Below are 17,026 nucleotides of genomic sequence, written 5' to 3'. Positions count from 1 at the left end.
ATAGAGGGAAATCCCGTCCAATTCCATTACTCGATTCCGGTAAGAAGGGAAGAAATACTTTGACAATAATTTATTTACGTAATAATATATTTTTACGGAAAACAAATCGTTTGAGAGGTGTACCATGGAAGACATCAAAACCACCCATCGGGTGGAAGATCCGGAACAGGCCGCCGCTCTCCTCCATCCTTTGCGGGGGGACATTCTGTATCACCTTCGCGAGCCGGCATCCGCTTCACAGGTGGCCCGTGAAATCGGGGAAACGCCTCAACGGGTGAATTATCACTTAAAGGCCCTGGAAAAGGCGAACCTTGTCCGAAGGGCGGGCACCCGACAAGTGAAAAACCTGGTGGAGGTCCTTTACCAAGCCATCGCCCGATCCTTTCTGTTGGCGGACACTCTGGGCTTCAGTCCCGGGACGGTACAGAAACTGAAGGACCAGAGCGCCCTGGCCCACCTGATCCAAACCGCCGACCGCATCCGCGCCGATGCCGTCGATCTGATGGAGCGCTCCGATGAGGCGGAGACCCTTCCCAGCGCCACCTTGGAGACGAACATCATCCTGGCGAGTGAATCGGAACGGGAAGCCTTCGTGGAGGATTATGTCCGTCTGGTGGAAGAACTGGCCAGCCGCTATCAGGCATGTACCTCCCACGGGCGACCGTATCAGTTGATGCTGGCCGTTTATCCACGAACAGCGAAGGAGGGGTTCGATGAGTAAAAAAGAGGAAGTCATCAGCTGGGAAAAAGAAGGACCACCGGCGGACGGGGAAAGGGCAGGGAACATGGTTCCCCTGCGACGTTCCCCGAAACCGGAATCCACCGTCACGGTTTGGACAGCAGGTCCGGAAAGCAGCGGTCCCCTCCGGATCCGCCAGGTTTCCTCCGGCTTTAACGCCCCCCGTTCAACTCTTTCCCCGCGTTCCATGGCCGCCTGAAAAAGGAGGGACACCCCATGCATCCGCCACCCACCGTCATCGAACAGACCCATCAGGGGAACGTTCTTGCGACATCTACTCCCGCCTGTTGAGACCGAATCGTGTTTTTGGGAGGCTCCATCGATGACCCGCTGCCCATTCGATCGTGGCGCAGCTACTGTTTCTCGCTTCAGAGGATCCGGTTAAAGACATCCACCTCTATATTCACTCCCCCGGCGGGTCCACCACTGCGGGTTGGGCTGTTTACGATACCATGCAACACATCCAGCCCGATGTTTCCACCGTCTGCATCGGAATGGCCGCTTCCATCTGCTTGCCACCGGTGCACCGGGCAAACGGATGGCTCTCGCCAACGCTGAAGTGATGGTCCACAGCCCTGGGGAGGCACAAAAGGGCAGGCTTCCGATATCGAGAACCGAGCCCGCTGGATGCTTCGGACCAAGGATCGGATCAACCGCCTTCTGGCCGAACGCACGGGTCAACCTTTGAAACGGGTGGAAAAGGATACCGACCGCGATTATTTCCTGACTGTGACGGAAGCCAAGAAGTACGGCCTGATCGACCGAATCATTTCCTGACGGGGAGAAAGGCGGGCTCATATGGAACTGTTGATTCTCGGCGGCACCTCTTTTGTCGGCCGCCATATGGTGGAAGTGGCTCTTTCCCGGGGACACGGGCTGACCCTTTTCAACCGGGGCTTGAATCAGGGTCTCACCTTCCGCCCCCTGGGAGAGACGGCCCGGGACACTCTCGCCTGGGACCGGACCCGCCCGGACCTTCCCCGGAAGGCGGGGATATCCCGGGAACGGGAGGCGTCTCTCCTGGATCGGTGGCACCGGCGTCACGGATAGTCAAAAAACCGGCCCTTTTTTTTCGGGGGCCGGTTTTTTGGTTGAAGAGCGGGGAACGAAGAAATCCGCATTACCGTTTCGTCAGGCGGTTCACCACTTCCGCCACGGTCCGGGCGGCTTCCCGGACGTTTTCTTCGTCGTTCCCCAATCCGAAACTGAACCGGACAGCGGAACGGAGAAGCTCATCCGGCAGCTTCATCGCTTTCAGGACGTGGGAAACTTCCAGGGTTCCCGAGGTGCAGGCGGAACCGCTGGCGCAGGCGATCCCTTCCATGTCCAGATTCATCAACAACACTTCCGTGTCTGCACCGGGGAAGCTGAGGTTGAGGATGTGGGGGAGATGGTGTTCCGGATGGCCGTTGACCGTATACCGGATTTCGGCCCGGTCCAGTTCCTCCAACATCGTCCGACGACATGCCAACGCTTTTTCCCGGTGGCGGCCCTGTTCGGCGACAGCGATTTCCGCCGCCCGGCCGAAGCCGACGATGCCGGGCACGTTTTCCGTTCCCGGCCGCCGCCGGCGTTCCTGCTGACCGCCGTGGAGAAGGGGGTTTAGGGGCACTTCCCGGCCCACCCACAGGGCTCCCACCCCTTTGGGTCCGTTAATCTTGTGGCTGGAGACCGATAACAGATCCACCGGCAGGGATTTCACATCCAAAGGCTCCATCCCGAAAGCCTGGACCGCATCGGTGTGAAAGAAAACCCCCCGTTCCCGGGCCAACGCGCCGATCTCCTCCACCGGCTGCAGCGTTCCCACTTCATTGTTGCCGTACATGATACTGACGAGCGCCGTACGATCATCCAGCGCCCGTTCCAGCTCGTCCATGCGGATTCTTCCCGTGGAATCGACGGAAAGGTACGTCACGGAGAAGCCGAGGTGTTCCAGGTATTCACAGGTATCCAACACCGCATGATGCTCGACGCTTGCTGTGATGACACGATCCTTTCCCTTCTCCCTGAGTGCCGTGGCCACCCCGGTCACTGCCAGGTTGTCCGCTTCCGTTCCGCCACTGGTGAAGATCAGCTGCCCGGACTCGGCATGAAGCGCTTCGGCGACCTGGTCCCGGGCGCGGTCCACGGCATTCCGAATCTCCCTTCCGAAAGCGTGGATGCTGGAAGGGTTTCCAAACTGTTGTTCCAAAAACGGCAACATGGCGTCCACCACCCGGGGATGAACCGGAGTGGTCGCCGCGTGATCGAGATAAATGGCCATTTTTTCACCTTCACCCGTCAGATATAAAACATGTAGGAATCCTGATCCCCTTCGGAAGAATGGTTGTTGAGATCGGCCAGGGTGGTGTGGTCCAGGACATCTGCGATCGCGTCGCGGATTTTCTTCCACAGTTCCCTGCGGCCCGGATCTTCCTCCTCCGTGAATTCCACGGGGCTGATGGGACCTTCCAATACCCGGATGACATCCCCGGCAGTGATTTCCTCCGGAGGACGGGACAATTTATATCCGCCGTACGCGCCCCGCACGCTTTTGACCAGCCCGGCATTTCTTAAGGGTGCCACCAATTGTTCCAGATAATGCTCCGATAGGTTGTGCCTCTCCGCCACGCTTTTCAACGACGTCGGCTTATCCCCGTACCTTGCCGCCAAATCCATCATGATGATGAGACCGTAACGTCCTTTGGTGGATACCTTCAACCGTAACACCTCTTCCCGTCCACATTTCTATCATTTTCCCCCAAAATTGTATCGAAACCTGCATCATCGGTCCAATCGTCAGGGAAAAAAGGAGCGTTCCGAAATAAACCGGCCCGCCGAGAAGCCATCCGACGACCAGCACACTCACTTCCAGAATCAGCCGGATGCGGCTGATGGAAATCCCCAGTTTTTCAGACAGCACGATCACCAGAGCGTCCCGAGGTCCTGCCCCGAGCCGGGGCGCGATATAAAGCCCATTGCCCAATCCGATCAGGGCCAAGCCGCATAAGAGCATTCCCCATTGGGAAACCGGAGCCCCCGGCGTCTTAAGCCAGGCCGACGCCAGCAACCGGTCCACGAACAGGCCGACCAGGAACATGTTGAGCACCGCCCCGGGACCCGGTAACCGGCGTGCGAGTACGGAGGCCCCTGTCAACACCGCCAGACCCACGAGCTGCAGCCACGTCCCCACGGTCAGCGGCGTCACCATAGCCAGCCCCATATGGAAAACGTCCCAGGGGGCCAATCCCAATCCGGCCTTGATCATCAGTGCGATTCCCAGAGCCATGATCCACAGCCCCGCCAAGAACGCCCCCCAACGGATCAGAAAAGGGCGCCACCCGTTCTGGAGCTGTTCTCCCCTGTGTTTCAACGATTCTGCCGTCATTCGTTAAAACCCTTCTTTTCACTTCAGTGGTTCCTTCCCTGCAACAATTGCTAGTTTACCACAGGAGTCGTCCGCAGCAACAGAGCGGGAGCACCCTTCGCAACTCCTCTTCACCTGTACGGAAAGGAGCAGAAAACGATGATTGTCCAAGTATGGCCGCCTGGACTTAGGTAAATACCCAAACCAAGGTGTGTATTCGATCCTATCATGGAGTTGAAATGCCCTTTGCCTCCCCCGAATGACAAACCCTGATTTGCAGAAAGATCTGACCCGATATAAAGAGGTTCTCCTGTATAAAACCCTGCCTTTTCCAAGTATCGATCCTTTTCCCGGTTCTCGAGGGATCCCCCTTCTTCAACTCATTTCACCCCGTTCCTTTCGTACACCCTACTGGTGCTGTTTTTAAGGAGGGGCTTTCGGCGGCTTTCTTCCCATAATCCCAACTGCAGGTATTCATCCAACCGAATTTGGGCTGTGATTTTTAATTGGTGATTTCCGGTGATCATCGGTAAAAGAGATTCATCCTGATGATGAAGGGCTTGGCTACGGGTTTTGGGTAAAACGGTGAAAAGGGTTTTCGATAACCGTCGTTTTGCACAATAAATGTCATGGTCGCTTCATAATCATACTTATTCTTCTGATGATGGTCAGCCTCCATTTCAGCACGGACTGAATAGTAACCCTGCCTCACCCGTTGTCCAGGATACTTTTCCATCTTTATCTGTTTGCATACGGATATCCGATGAATCATCCCGACGAATAACAGCATCTGAATCAGCAACAATTTCTTCGGCCTTACCAAAACAATTGTCACTTCAACTTAACAAACCTCGGGTAACATACACGTAAAGAAAAAATAAGGAGGAGTCCTATGGATAAACACAACCAAAACACAACCTCCAACCAACACTCTCCCTCCCGCGGTTCGGTTTGGGAAGTCCTCGGGGTTGCGACGCGCCTCGGGCTAACTTCCTTCGGGGGACCGATTGCCCACTTGGGTTACTTTCGCGACGAGTACGTTCAGAGGCGTCGCTGGTTGGATGAGAAAACCTATGCTGATCTGGTCGGGTTGTGTCAATTCCTGCCCGGACCTGCCAGCAGCCAGGTGGGAATTTCCATCGGTCTTCTTCGAGCCGGCCTTCCAGGAGCGATTGCCTCCTGGTTCGGTTTCACGATGCCTTCGGTCCTGCTTCTTGTGTTGTTCTCTTGGTTCTTTGCCGGCACGGACATTGAAAAAGCCGGTTGGCTGCATGGCTTAATGGTGGTGGCTGTAGCCATCGTGGCTCAGGCTGTCTGGGGAATGGCGAAAAGTTTGGCTCCGGATCCTCCCCGAGGCACCGTGGCATTATTGGCCGCCATTGCCGCCCTTGCTTTTCCGACAGCGGGAACTCAAGTCGCCATTATCATCCTGGCGGGTCTGATCGGTTGGCGGCTTCTCCCCCGGAAGGAACCGGAGGATACGATCCCGATCACTCTATCGGTCAGTCGCCGGAGCGCGGTTCTTTCCCTGGTCCTTTTCGCCGTTTTGTTATTGGGGCTTCCCCTTTTGGCTCAAGTAACAAAATCCCAATGGATAGCCATTGCCGACGGCTTTTATCGAACGGGAGCGTTGGTTTTCGGAGGAGGTCATGTGGTCCTTCCGCTTCTTCAGTCGGTGGTGGTTCCTCACGGGTGGGTGAGCGGTGAATCCTTTCTCGCCGGTTACGGGGCTGCTCAAGCGGTCCCCGGTCCCTTATTCACTTTTGCCTCCTATCTCGGGACGGCTGCAGCAGGGCTAAGCGGGGCTGCTCTTGCAACCCTTGCCATCTTTTTGCCATCGTTTTTTCTGGTCATTGGCGCCCTTCCCTTTTGGCAGTACATCCGTCGCCGTACAGCTTTCCAAGCCGCTTTTGCTGGCGTTAACGCGGCTGTGGTCGGTATTTTGCTCGCCGCCTTGTATGATCCGGTTTTCACCAAAGCCATCAAAGGCCCCTTCGACTTTGCTTTGGCCCTGATTGCCTTTGGGCTCCTCATGGTGTGGAAAATGCCACCTTGGATTGTGGTGGCGGTAACCGCCTTGGGAGGTTGGGTTTTAGAGGTTTTCAGTTAATCTGAAAAGATACAAAAACAGCCTGTTGATCTCAGGGCTGTTTTTGTATTCGAAACAAACCACGCATTTTCCCCAATCATAAGCCCCTGGTAAGGAGGGGGCTGGTTCGATCCTTGTCAGACAGGGTTTCGTTGTCCCTGTTGCTGGGTAATCAACTGAGCAAACTGTTGCTGATGGTTTTGAATGGTTTGGACGTGTTGCAGGAGTTGCTGTCTCAACTGTTCACTCCCGCAATCAGCTGCCAGTCGCTCGAACGTAGCCGCAGTCGTTTTTTCAAATTCGGCCGCATCAAACAGCATATCTGCGTCGGCAATTGTCAACACGTTATCCGTGCAATTCACCGCTTGGGTCGCCTTGCTCAAATCCCGGAGGACACGTTCGGGACATCGGCCCAAATTCGTTCAACTTCGGTTGTCTCTCTCATTGGTTTCCTCTTTCTCGCGATTCTGCGGCTACCCATGCCCCGGCGGCCCGCAGTGCATAAAGCCGGTCTCCCAGACAGATTGCAACTGACACAGATTCATGTAAAATACACCCCAGGATGGCCCATGCCGGACATGGAGATTCGACAGGAAGAAGGGTGCACATGAACCTTTTTGATTACGGACAGGAACAGGAAAAAGAAAAAAACGCTCCCTTGGCGGCGCGGATGCGGCCCCGAACGCTGGATGAAATCGTTGGACAATCCCACATCCTCGCCCCTGGAAAGCTCTTGCGCCGATCCATTGAAGCAGACCAGCTCTCCTCGATTATCCTCCACGGTCCCCCGGGAACGGGGAAAACCACTCTGGCCAAGGTGATTGCCAACACCACCGAGGCCCATTTCGACCAGCTGAACGCGGTGACCGCAGGGGTGGGGGACATCCGCCGTCTGACCCAGGAAGCCAAGGAACGGCTGGGGATGTATGGAAGGCGAACCCTGCTTTTTATCGATGAGATCCATCGTTTTAACAAATCGCAGCAGGACGCTCTGCTCCCGTATGTGGAGGACGGAACCCTCATCCTGATCGGGGCGACCACGGAAAACCCCTCCTTTGAAGTGAATTCCGCTCTCCTCTCCCGGTCCCGGATCTTCCAGCTTCACTTGCTGAGTGAAGCTGATCTGAGAAAACTGGCTCACCGGGCGCTCACCGACGAAGAACGGGGGCTCGGCCATTACCGCGTGCAGGTGGAGGAGGAAGCCCTGGAGCACCTGGTCCGGATGGCCGGCGGCGATGCCCGCAACCTCCTCAACGCCCTGGAGCTGGCCGTCACCACCACCCCTCCCGGCGAAGACGGGATCCGACATCTCACTCCCGAGGTGGCGGAAGAATCGATCCAGAAGAAGCAGATCCGTTATGACAAAGGCGGAGACAACCATTACGACACCATTTCCGCCTTCATCAAAAGCATGCGCGGTTCCGACCCCGACGCCGCCCTCTATTACCTGGCCAAAATGATCCACGCCGGCGAAGATCCCCGGTTCATCGCCCGGCGGGTCTTTGTTCATGCAGCCGAAGACGTGGGCATGGCCGATCCCCGGGCCCTCCTGATCGCCTCGGCGGCGGCACAGGCCGTGGAACACATTGGCCTGCCCGAAGCTCAGATCCCTCTGGCGGAAGCGGTCATCTACATCGCCACCGCTCCCAAGAGCAACGCCGTTGTCCGCGGGATTCATGAGGCAATGGAAGCGGTGAAGAAGGAATCCCGGGGGGAAGTCCCGGCTCACCTCCGTGATGCCCACTTCAAAGGAGCCAAAGGACAGGGGCGGGGAGTCGGCTACCGGTACCCCCATCACTTTCCCAAAGGCTACGTGGAACAACAATACCTCCCCGATGAACACTTGGGCAAAACGTTCTATCATCCCACCGACATCGGGTACGAAAAGAAACTGAAGGATTTCATCCGTTGGATGAAACAAACCCCTTCGGATTAAACAGTCAAAACAACCCCGCCACCGGGAGTGGCGGGGTTGTTATACCCCCCTTCCGGGCGGCATCTGCACCCGCCCGCCATGCATTTAAGCGGGTTTTCCCCGCAATCGATCTCCACCGTTCACGGACCCCTGGATTTTTCCGCCGGTTCCTTTTCCCGACGTTCCACCCATTCATACGCTTCTTCCCAGCGGGTGATCCGGGGCAGGCCTTCGTAGTGCCGGTTGTAGACCGCATCCATCACCACGGTGGGCACCCCTGCTTCCATCAACCGGTCCAGGTGCTGGGGAGCGTCTTCGAAAAACAGCTCCACCCCGAGCTTTTTGGCCACCTTTGCCTTGTCGCGGGAATTCATGAAGAGGTTTTCCCCGTCATAGGGAAAGCCGTGTTTAACCAGCCAGTCCTTTGTAACCCGGACGACCCGTGGGATCCCCGGACGGGCGGTAATGAAAAAGATTTGATGTCCTTTGTCTTTCAGGTCCCGCAGGACCGGTGCGGCGTTTTCCAGAGGAACGGCCAGGGAGTAGATCCGGGCCTCCAGCTTCCGCCACAGTTTCCGACCTTCCTGCCGGGTCAACCCGAAGGCCCGGTCCAGGTGGAAATCGGACACGTCTTCACATCGAACCGTCCGGTCGAGTTCTTCATTAAAACAGCGAACCGCCGCCTCCTGGGTGTTTTTGATCGTTCCGTCGATATCCACGCCGATTTTCATGCCGTTCATCTCCTGCCGTCCGGTCTCAAGTCTGTCGATTCACCCGAGTTTATATTCCCGCGTCCGGGATTCTCCCTCCACCCGGATCCTGTCAAGGTGTTGTTCTTGTATTATTCACAGTACTCGAGGGTTTATGGGGTGCCCGTTCTCGCCACCAAAAAATGAAAAATTAACATTCATCATAATCATTCATCATAAAATCACAAAAAAATAAGAGCCCCATTATGCCGTGGCTCCCTAAGTTTTGAACCTGCTCTCGGCAGGTGGGTGCCCTGCACCTGTGTTAACGAGTCCTTTTTCAGGCATTCGCGCTCACAGGTGACCACCAGGCTCCCTTTGTGATGGTGTTGGCTCAAAACTGTCGGTATTTCACGCACATCTCAGGGCTCTTTTTGTGATTTTATGTTACCACATGCTTCGATGGATGATCAAGCGGAAGTTTGTGTCTGAACCCCTTTTTTCTTACTTTTATGACGAATTCCCTTTCCTTCTGGAAATGTGGAGCTCCTCCAGCTGCCGATCCGAAACGGGGGAGGGGGCGCCGGTCATCAGGCAGGCGGCACTGGCGGTTTTGGGGAAAGCGATGGTATCCCGCAGGTTGTTCCGCCCCGCCAACAGCATCACGATCCGGTCAAATCCAAAGGCCACTCCTCCATGGGGAGGCGCCCCATACTCGAAGGCTTCCAACATAAAACCGAATTGCTCCCTGGCTTCCTCCATGGAGAAACCGAGGGCTTCAAACATCGCTTCCTGCACTTCCCGTCGGTGGATGCGCCGACTTCCCCCGCCGATTTCATAACCGTTGAGCACCATATCGTAGGCCTGGGCCCGGACCCGGGAAGGATCGGTTTTCAACAGGGGAATGTCTTCCTCCACCGGGCTGGTGAAGGGATGGTGCTCCGCATAATACCGCCCCTCTTCCTCGTCATAGGAGAGAAGGGGAAACTCGGTCACCCAGGCAAACCGGTACACTCCTTCGGGGATCCGCCCCAGTTCTTTGGCCAGCCGGACGCGCAATTCACCCAGCACCTCCGCTGCCACCCGGGGTTGATCGGCGATGAAGAAGAGGAGATCTCCGGTTTCCGCCTCCGTGGCTTTCATGATGTCATGCCATTCCTGTTCGGAGAGAAATTTGGCAACGGGACCTGCCGTCCCTTCTTCCCTGACAGCCAACCAGGCCAATCCTTTGGCCCCCAGCTCCCGGGCTGTCTCATTCCAGCCGTCGATCACTTTACGGCTCCACCCGGCCTGGCCTTTGACGTTGATCGCTTTCACCCGGCCGCCGGCTTCCAACGCGGACGTAAATACCCGGAAGGAGCTTTCCCTAAGGATTTCCGAAAGGTCCACCAATTCCATCCCAAACCGGAGATCCGGTTTGTCGGATCCGAAACGTTCCATCGCCTCCCGGTACGGAATGCGGGGAAAGGGCCGTTCCACCTCCACCCCGATGGTTTCCCTGAACAGGGTGGCCACCATTTCCTCCATCATCGTAAGCAGCGCTTCCGTATCCAGGAAGGAAGTTTCAATGTCGATTTGGGTGAATTCCGGTTGGCGGTCCGCCCGGAGGTCCTCATCCCGGAAACAGCGGACGATTTGGAAATACCGTTCCATTCCGGCCACCATCAACAACTGTTTGAAGATCTGGGGGGATTGGGGCAGGGCGTAGAACTCCCCTTCATGGACCCGGCTCGGCACCAGATAATCCCGGGCGCCCTCCGGCGTGCTCTTGGTGAGCATCGGGGTCTCCACCTCAATAAATCCCCGTTCATCGAGAAAACGACGCACCGACTGCATGGCCCGATGCCGAAGCTTCAGGGTGTTCTGCATGACCGGCCTTCTGAGGTCCAAATATCGGTATTTTAAACGGGTGTTTTCCTCCACGTCAGTATCATCTGTCAACATGAAGGGCGGGGTCTTGGACGGATTCAGAATTTCCACATGGAAAGCCTGAACCTCGATCTCCCCCGTTTTCATCTTCGGGTTGACGGTTTCCGGGGCCCGGGCCACCACTTCCCCCTCCACGGCCAGGACATACTGACCCCGGACCTGATCCGCGGATTCGGCGGCGGCGGGGGAGACTTCGGGATTACAGACAACCTGCACCGTCCCGGAGCGGTCCCTGAGATCCAGGAAAATCAATCCGCCGAGATCCCTCCGTCTCTGGACCCAGCCGTTCAGTACAACCTTTTCCCCCACCTGCGCTTGGGTCAGCTCGCCGCAGAAATGACTTCGATGGTTTGATTCCATGCCGATCCTCTTCCTTTCTGTCAGCTTTTTCTCGCTTCCCGGATATAGTCCACCAGTTTGTCCAGACAGATGGTCTCCTGATGACCGGTGGCCATGTTTTTGACCCCGATCCGGTTTTCCTTTAATTCATTTTCACCCAAGATGGCCACAAAAGAGGCTTTGAGGCGGTCCGCTGCCTTCATCTGCCCCTTCATCTTCCGGTCCATGGTATCCCGCTCCGCTGAAAGCCCCGCGTCACGCAGTTTTCTCAACAGGGTGACCCCCTGCTTTTTTGCTTCCGCTCCCAGGGTGATAAGGAAACAGTCCACTCCCTGTTGAAGCGGAAGTTCCACTCCCTTTTCGTCCAGGGCCAGGATGACCCGTTCCAGTCCCACGGCAAACCCGACTCCGGGCATATCAGGCCCTCCCACTTCTTCCACGAGGCCGTTATACCGGCCGCCGCCGCCGAGGGAACCTCCTCCTTTCCCCTTCAGGACATATTCAAAGGCGGTCTGGGTGTAGTAATCCAGTCCCCGCACCATCCGGGTGTCGATCCGGAAGGGGACCTCCAAGAGCTTCAGGTTTTCCTGCACCGCTTCAAAGTGGGGGCCGCAATCGTGACAGAGATAGTCGATCATTTTCGGTGCCTCTTCTGTCAACCGGCGGCAACTTTCATTCTTGCAATCCAGGATCCGCATCGGGTTTCGGTCCAGACGGGAAAGACAATCCTTGCAAAGCTCTTCCTTGCGGGGCGTCAGGTAATCCACCAGCGCCGCCCGGTGTTCCGGACGGCATTGCGGGCATCCGACACTGTTCAGTTCCACCTGGACGTCGGTCAGACCCACAGAGGTGTAAAAACGGTAACCCAGGTCGATGATCTCGGCATCCACGCTGGGTTCAAGAGTCCCGAACACTTCCACCCCGTACTGGTGAAACTGCCGCTGACGGCCCGCCTGGGGCCGTTCATAGCGGAACATGGGACCGATGTAGTACAGCTTGGTTGGCTGCGGTTCGGCGTACATTTTGTTTTCGACGAAGGAGCGAACCACGGAGGCCGTCCCCTCCGGCCGAAGGGTCAGTTTGCGTCCCCCCCGGTCTTCGAAGGTGTACATCTCTTTCTCCACAATATCCGTGGTCTCTCCCACCCCGCGTTGAAAGAGCTCCGTCTGTTCGAACAGGGGGGTGCGAACTTCGGAGAAATGGTAACGACGGCACAGCTCCCTCGCTTTCTCCTCCACGTACTGCCACTTTTCCACCTGGCCGGGCAAAAGATCCGCTGTCCCCCGGGGAATGCGAAATTTCACGATTCCCGCCTCCTTATGGTCCGTAATATAAAAAATCTCCCGCCACTGACCCGGTTGTCAGGGACGAGAGATTGGTTCGCTTCACATCTTCCCGCGGTGCCACCCTTGCTTGAAAGCGGATCGATCCGCTTCCCGCTCGCACCGGGTATCGTCCGGTTGCCGTCCGAATCTACTGTCCCGAAACGGGAGTTCGGTCCGGAACCTCCGGGTGTCGTTCGCCGATCCGCGGCAGAGAAGCGCTCGCAGCCATCGGCACTTCCTCTCTGGCTGCCCGGTTTCCGGTTACTGTTCCCATCATCGGTTGAAGTATGGCGAAAAGTTATTGTTGACTCAGAATTCTATTGCATGATCCGACAAATGTCAAGGGCGGATTGTGAAAAGGCAATCAATCGGTTTTTGAATCTTTCCATTCTCTGTCCCCTGATGCGATCGGGTTGTGAAGGATTCCACAACCCCAACGGTTGTTGTAATACAAAAAACGGAAAAGAGAAGCCCATTTTTTGATGTTGTTGTAACACAGGGGTTTACTTTTCATAATCTGTTATAGTATAATGTGATCAACCTGTTCGGGAGGGATACCGATGCACACCCAAACTCACAACCGGGAGCAATGTCCCGTTTGCGGGAACGACATGGAAGATCGGGACGCCATGCTGAACGAATGCTGCTCCAGCCACTGGATCAAGCGGCAAATCGACAACTCGTACGCTTAAATGTCCCTCATTTTCAGTCCACTCACTCCTTTTCCATCATTCATACTCTTCTTTCGCCTCCGCCGGAGGCTCTTTTTGTTTTATAACAGGACAACACCCGAAACCTCTTCCCTGTCGGTTCCGGGTGTTTCAGCTTAATACGGCTTTTTTTGATAAAAATAATTGGGGGTGACGATCCGGTTTTCATATGGTTTGTGAAAAATATGAGTGGTCGCCGGAGAGACGGGGGGAATCAGCCAAGTCCAGTCACCCGTCACCGCCCGCTCCTGTTCTTTCTCTTTCCTCTCGAAATGTTTGAATTGCTGGGCGGCGGTATGGTGATCAACGATACTCACCCCCGCTTTTTTAAATGAATGCAGAACGGCGATGTTCAGCTCGATCAGCGCTTTGTCTTTCCACAGAGTGGAATGGCTGTTGGTATCAAGGCCCATATAGGAAGCAACGATCGGCAGAAGGTTGTATCGATAAGTATCCGCCAAATTGCGAGCCCCGATTTCCGTTTCCATATACCACCCGTTGAAGGGAGCCGCGAGGTAGTCAATCCCGCCGATTTCCAGCCGCATATCGGATATGATCGGCACCGCGTACCACACCACGTTCAACTCATCAAACCACTCAAATTCCGGATGCCGGATCGGAACCTCCATGACGATTTCCTTCGGGATTTCAAACCACTTGGGGGGCCGGTCGTTCACTTGAATCACGAGGGGCAACAGGTCAAAGTCGGTCCTTTCCCCCGTCCACCCCAAGGCCTCACACACTTGGGTGAAACGGATGGAGTCGGGATCCCCGATGACATCATTCTCCGTTTCGTAGCCGGCGTAACGGATTAATTGGTGGTTCCAGATCCGCACCTGCCGGCCCTCGCCGGTTTTCGGCTTGAATACCGTAATGGTCGGCCGGATCCTGCCCTGGTTGGTCGCATATTCAATATGATGGCACAGGGAATGGAAGATCTCTTCCTCGCTTTCAAGATTTCTGGCATCAAACACCTTCAGAGAATTCCAAAACAGACGACCGATGCATCGGTTGCTGTTTCTCCAAGCCATTTTTGCCCCGTGCTCCAGTTCTTCGAAGGTATGTCGATAGGTTCCCGTCTCTTCGATTTCTTTTCTGATCTCCCATAACCGGTCATCCGCTTCCTCCTTGGCTCTCCCCAATTCGTCGTAACAAGTATGGATAAAGTCCCGAGCCTCTTGAAACAGGTCCACTTCCGGGCAATATACGTTTCCCATTCAAGGCCTCCTGAGGTATTCATACCAACAATGATTTCTTCTCGGATATTTTACAACAAGATGCTCTATCTTCCCAAATCCGTATTTTTCATTTTCATATGGTTCCGAAAGAAATCCAGGTTGGTTTCCGATAAAGCCTTGAAAAGAAACGCTTCATCATGAGCACGGGAAGTGACCCAACTCCTCCTGGATCGGGGGGATCACCATGGATCTTTATGAAGCGGCGGTAGTGGGGAGACGTCACCTTTTTTAATGGAAAAAAGTTGTTTTCGGAAGCCCGAAGAATCCCCCTTAGGAGGATTCTTCTGGCTTCGCGTGATCCACGTCTCTCAACGCACGGTATTCATCATAAGACCGGATTTCCGGAATGGTGGCGGCCGCTTTCCAGGGCAGGTACTTGAGAGAGTGAGCGGTGTTGAACAGGGCGACCCGTTCCCCTGTTCCAATCTCCCCCGACTCAACCAGACGGAGAAGGCCGGCCCAGACAGCGGAACCTTCCGGAGAAGCCGAGATTCCTTCTTGCCCGAGCATTTTCCCCGACTCGGCGATTTCCTCGGCGGTCACGGCCACCGCCGTTCCTCCGGTATTCCGGATGATCGACAGGATGAGTTCACCGGCGGGCGGACGGGGGACGCGGACCCCGGTCGGGCGGGAGGTGGTGGCCCCGTAGGGACGGATTTTCTCCGCACCGGAACGGATCGAATCCACAATGGGTGTGCAACCCACCTCCTGCACGGTGATAAAACGGGGGAGGTCGCCGCTCACACATCCCAATTCTTTCAACTCGGTGAAGGCTTTCCAGATTCCGATCAACCCGGAACCGCCTCCGGTGGGATAAATCACCGCATCCGGCATTTCCCAACCCAGCTGCTCCGCCAGTTCCAGCCCCATGGTCTTTTTCCCTTCCACTCTGCCCGGTTCCTTGGCTGTGCCGACATTCACCCATCCCATTTCTTCTTTTCCGTCCTCAACCACCTTGCCGGCGTCGTGAATCAAACCGTCCACGAGACAGGCACGGGCCCCGTATTGCACCAGCTCTTCCAGGATCATGCCGGGACAATCCCGGGGAACGAAAACATAGGCTTCCATCCCGGCACGGGCGGCATAGGCAGCCATGGCCGAAGCAGCGTTGCCGTTGGAATTGACAGCAACCTGTGTCTCCCCGCGCTCACGCAGGAGGGAAAGGGCTGCGGAAAACCCCCGGGCTTTGAAACTGCCGGTGGGATTCTGTTCCTCCCTCTTCAACCAAACGCGGTCCAAATCCAGTTTTTTCTCCCATCTCTCCAGCCGGATCAACGGCGTTCCACCTTCGCCCAGGGAGATGATGTGTTCCGTCCCGGCAACGGGCAACAGTTCGTGGTACCTCCACATCGTGGCGGGCCGTTCTCTCCAGCTCTCCCGGATTCGGCTGTGCTTGATCTCTTCGAGGTCGTATTGAACCAAAAGAACCCCTCCACACACGCAAATCCCCCCGTCATAGCGGAAGGGAAACGTGCGGGAACAACCGTCACAAATCATCCAGCGTTTCTTCACCCTCGAACCTCCTCGCTTCCGTCCTCTGCGATCTAAACGCTGTTCTTCTGCCTCCGAAGCCGGCGGTTTCGGAGAATCCCGCGGTAAGGTCGTTGATCCTTCAAGGCGGCAAACACGGCGATCCCCGGAGTGATGTTGGCTTCAAACACCCAGAGAGTTCCATTCGGTTTCATTCCGATATCAATCCCGTATTCCGGCCACCCGCGATAACCCTGATTCATGGCCTTGGCGGTTTCGCGTGCAAGGTGTTTCAGCCGGTTTCGGACCCGTCTGCCTTCCCTTCCTGTCAACCCCAAGTGGTTTGCAAAAAGTTCATTCAGCGATACGGGGCGTCCACCCCGGTGGCGGTTGGTGACAAACCCGGAGGCGGACCCCAATTTACCGACCATCCCTCCGATCACCCATTCTCCCCCCAATCTTTGGACATGCACCCGGATGTCAAAGGAACACCCCCGGGGAGTCACACTGCGTATCCCCTGTTGGATTATATGGTTGCGGTATTGTACGGAAGACCACAGGGTTCGGTGCACGTCCTCCAGGTTCTTACAATGGATCCTCTTACGTGCACCTTCGATTCTGTATCCCTTACCGGACACCCGGGTGACCCTGAAAATCCCTCTGCCCTGACCCCCGCTGTCCGGCTTGATGTAGATCGCGGGATGCCGATTCAAAAAGGACTTCAAGTTGGCTTTGCTGTAGGGGGCCGTCTCGGGGAAACATTTGGCGGTCTCCCGTCTCTTCCGCAGCAATCGGGCTTGTTTCCATTTGCTCTTTTTCACCAATTATTCCCACTCCTGCCTCGCCATGTTGATAGTTTAAAATACGTTGTCCCACACGGGGGGGTGTGGGTTCTTCGGATGGAGGTTCATGCAATAAAGTTCTATTTACTTTTTAATCAGAAAAGCCCAAAAACGTTGTGATTTATAGTCAGGCTCAGAAGAAGGGAAGCGTTTACCCGAAATAGGCTGTCCTGCCCAGCGGAGAATCAGCCTGCAAGGGCGTTCAGGGGCAAAATCTTCTCTGTGTTGCATCCGCAGGAATTTGCCCCTGCCCGCAGCAGGATGATTCGGAGCGGACAGTGCCACCATCTCTGCAGGACAGCATAGCGAGACCGGGAGTGAAGCGACCCCAGGCGAGACTTGTGCTCTGTGAGTGCATAGCGAGACCGGGAGTGAAGCGACCCCAGGCGAGACTT

The 17,026-nt window shown here is 55.9% G+C and carries 16 protein-coding genes, 1 other RNA gene and 1 pseudogene; 8 read left to right on the top strand and 10 right to left on the bottom strand.

The features are described 5' to 3' along the window. Positions 1 to 124: 124 nt before the first annotated feature. The 4 genes and pseudogenes from C8P63_RS11710 (at position 125) to C8P63_RS20060 (ending at position 1,789) form a co-directional block, all read left to right on the top strand. Entirely contained in the window at positions 125 to 721 is a 597-nt protein-coding gene (locus C8P63_RS11710; RefSeq protein WP_108024384.1) for an ArsR/SmtB family transcription factor, read from the top strand. After that, positions 714 to 938, top strand: a complete 225-nt coding sequence (locus C8P63_RS11705; RefSeq protein ID WP_108024382.1) for a hypothetical protein — start codon at positions 714 to 716, stop codon at positions 936 to 938. The genes C8P63_RS11710 and C8P63_RS11705 overlap by 8 nt, the downstream gene beginning before the upstream one ends. A 145-nt stretch (positions 939 to 1,083) precedes the next feature. Further along, positions 1,084 to 1,516: pseudogene (locus tag C8P63_RS11700) on the top strand (ATP-dependent Clp protease proteolytic subunit). Between the two features lie 21 nt (positions 1,517 to 1,537). Beyond that, a complete protein-coding gene (locus C8P63_RS20060; protein WP_211308279.1) occupies positions 1,538 to 1,789 on the top strand; it encodes a hypothetical protein in 252 nt (83 codons plus the stop codon). Between the two features lie 70 nt (positions 1,790 to 1,859). On the opposite strand, the gene C8P63_RS11690 is transcribed toward C8P63_RS20060, so the two are convergent. From C8P63_RS11690 to C8P63_RS11680, 3 genes are read right to left on the bottom strand one after another with little or no spacing between them, the layout of a single operon-like run. Beyond that, entirely contained in the window at positions 1,860 to 3,002 is a 1,143-nt protein-coding gene (locus C8P63_RS11690; RefSeq protein ID WP_108024380.1) for a cysteine desulfurase family protein, read from the bottom strand. Positions 3,003 to 3,019: 17 nt separating this feature from the next. Beyond that, entirely contained in the window at positions 3,020 to 3,439 is a 420-nt protein-coding gene (gene cymR, locus C8P63_RS11685; protein ID WP_108024378.1) for a cysteine metabolism transcriptional regulator CymR, read from the bottom strand. Continuing rightward, entirely contained in the window at positions 3,369 to 4,106 is a 738-nt protein-coding gene (locus C8P63_RS11680) for a YczE/YyaS/YitT family protein (RefSeq protein WP_108024376.1), read from the bottom strand. The genes cymR and C8P63_RS11680 overlap by 71 nt, the downstream gene beginning before the upstream one ends. Positions 4,107 to 4,977: 871 nt before the next feature. Here C8P63_RS11680 and chrA point away from each other — a divergent pair. The 3 genes from chrA (at position 4,978) to C8P63_RS11660 (ending at position 8,110) form a co-directional block, all read left to right on the top strand. Then, positions 4,978 to 6,195 carry a chromate efflux transporter gene (gene chrA, locus C8P63_RS11670; protein ID WP_108024372.1) on the top strand — a complete coding sequence of 406 codons (1,218 nt, stop codon included), beginning with the start codon at positions 4,978 to 4,980 and terminating at the stop codon, positions 6,193 to 6,195. Positions 6,196 to 6,308: 113 nt separating this feature from the next. Beyond that, positions 6,309 to 6,785, top strand: coding sequence for a hypothetical protein (locus tag C8P63_RS19570; RefSeq protein ID WP_245920858.1), 477 nt, complete (start codon positions 6,309 to 6,311; stop codon positions 6,783 to 6,785). Continuing rightward, positions 6,782 to 8,110: an AAA family ATPase gene (locus C8P63_RS11660; protein ID WP_108024368.1), complete on the top strand. Its 1,329-nt coding sequence runs from the start codon at positions 6,782 to 6,784 to the stop codon at positions 8,108 to 8,110. Before C8P63_RS19570 ends, C8P63_RS11660 begins: the two co-directional genes overlap by 4 nt. Positions 8,111 to 8,229: 119 nt before the next feature. Here C8P63_RS11660 and C8P63_RS11655 read toward each other — a convergent pair whose 3' ends face one another. The 4 genes from C8P63_RS11655 to hisS all read right to left on the bottom strand — a co-directional run bounded on the left by C8P63_RS11655 (position 8,230) and on the right by hisS (position 12,350). Beyond that, entirely contained in the window at positions 8,230 to 8,820 is a 591-nt protein-coding gene (locus tag C8P63_RS11655; RefSeq protein WP_170109623.1) for a 5' nucleotidase, NT5C type, read from the bottom strand. Positions 8,821 to 9,032: 212 nt separating this feature from the next. Further along, positions 9,033 to 9,210: non-coding RNA, 6S RNA (gene ssrS / locus C8P63_RS11650), on the bottom strand. 78 nt (positions 9,211 to 9,288) lie between these two features. Further along, positions 9,289 to 11,067 (bottom strand): aspartate--tRNA ligase, encoded by a 1,779-nt coding sequence (aspS, locus tag C8P63_RS11645; protein ID WP_108024364.1) that lies wholly within the window; start codon positions 11,065 to 11,067, stop codon positions 9,289 to 9,291. A 20-nt stretch (positions 11,068 to 11,087) separates the two neighbouring features. Next, complete coding sequence (gene hisS / locus C8P63_RS11640; RefSeq protein ID WP_108024363.1) at positions 11,088 to 12,350, bottom strand: histidine--tRNA ligase; 1,263 nt, start codon at positions 12,348 to 12,350, stop codon at positions 11,088 to 11,090. A 581-nt stretch (positions 12,351 to 12,931) separates the two neighbouring features. On the opposite strand from hisS, the gene C8P63_RS19795 reads away from it, so the two are divergent. Beyond that, entirely contained in the window at positions 12,932 to 13,063 is a 132-nt protein-coding gene (locus tag C8P63_RS19795) for a hypothetical protein (protein WP_281258712.1), read from the top strand. A 134-nt stretch (positions 13,064 to 13,197) separates the two neighbouring features. Here the strand turns inward: C8P63_RS19795 and C8P63_RS11635 are convergent, their stop codons facing one another. The 3 genes from C8P63_RS11635 to C8P63_RS11625 all read right to left on the bottom strand — a co-directional run bounded on the left by C8P63_RS11635 (position 13,198) and on the right by C8P63_RS11625 (position 16,610). Beyond that, the gene (locus C8P63_RS11635) at positions 13,198 to 14,298 is read right to left on the bottom strand and encodes a nitric oxide synthase oxygenase (RefSeq protein ID WP_108024361.1); all 1,101 of its coding nucleotides are present in this window, start codon (positions 14,296 to 14,298) and stop codon (positions 13,198 to 13,200) included. Positions 14,299 to 14,589: 291 nt separating this feature from the next. Further along, positions 14,590 to 15,831 (bottom strand): threonine synthase, encoded by a 1,242-nt coding sequence (locus tag C8P63_RS11630; RefSeq protein ID WP_108024360.1) that lies wholly within the window; start codon positions 15,829 to 15,831, stop codon positions 14,590 to 14,592. Between the two features lie 32 nt (positions 15,832 to 15,863). Then, positions 15,864 to 16,610 carry a YheC/YheD family protein gene (locus C8P63_RS11625; RefSeq protein WP_245920865.1) on the bottom strand — a complete coding sequence of 249 codons (747 nt, stop codon included), beginning with the start codon at positions 16,608 to 16,610 and terminating at the stop codon, positions 15,864 to 15,866. Positions 16,611 to 17,026 lie beyond the last annotated feature (416 nt).

The sequence above is a fragment of the Melghirimyces profundicolus genome, assembly GCF_003054245.1.
Taxonomy (GTDB): domain Bacteria; phylum Bacillota; class Bacilli; order Thermoactinomycetales; family DSM-45169; genus Melghirimyces; species Melghirimyces profundicolus.
The sequence above is the reverse complement of the archived record's forward strand: the minus strand, read 5'-3'. Positions and strand labels throughout refer to the sequence as shown.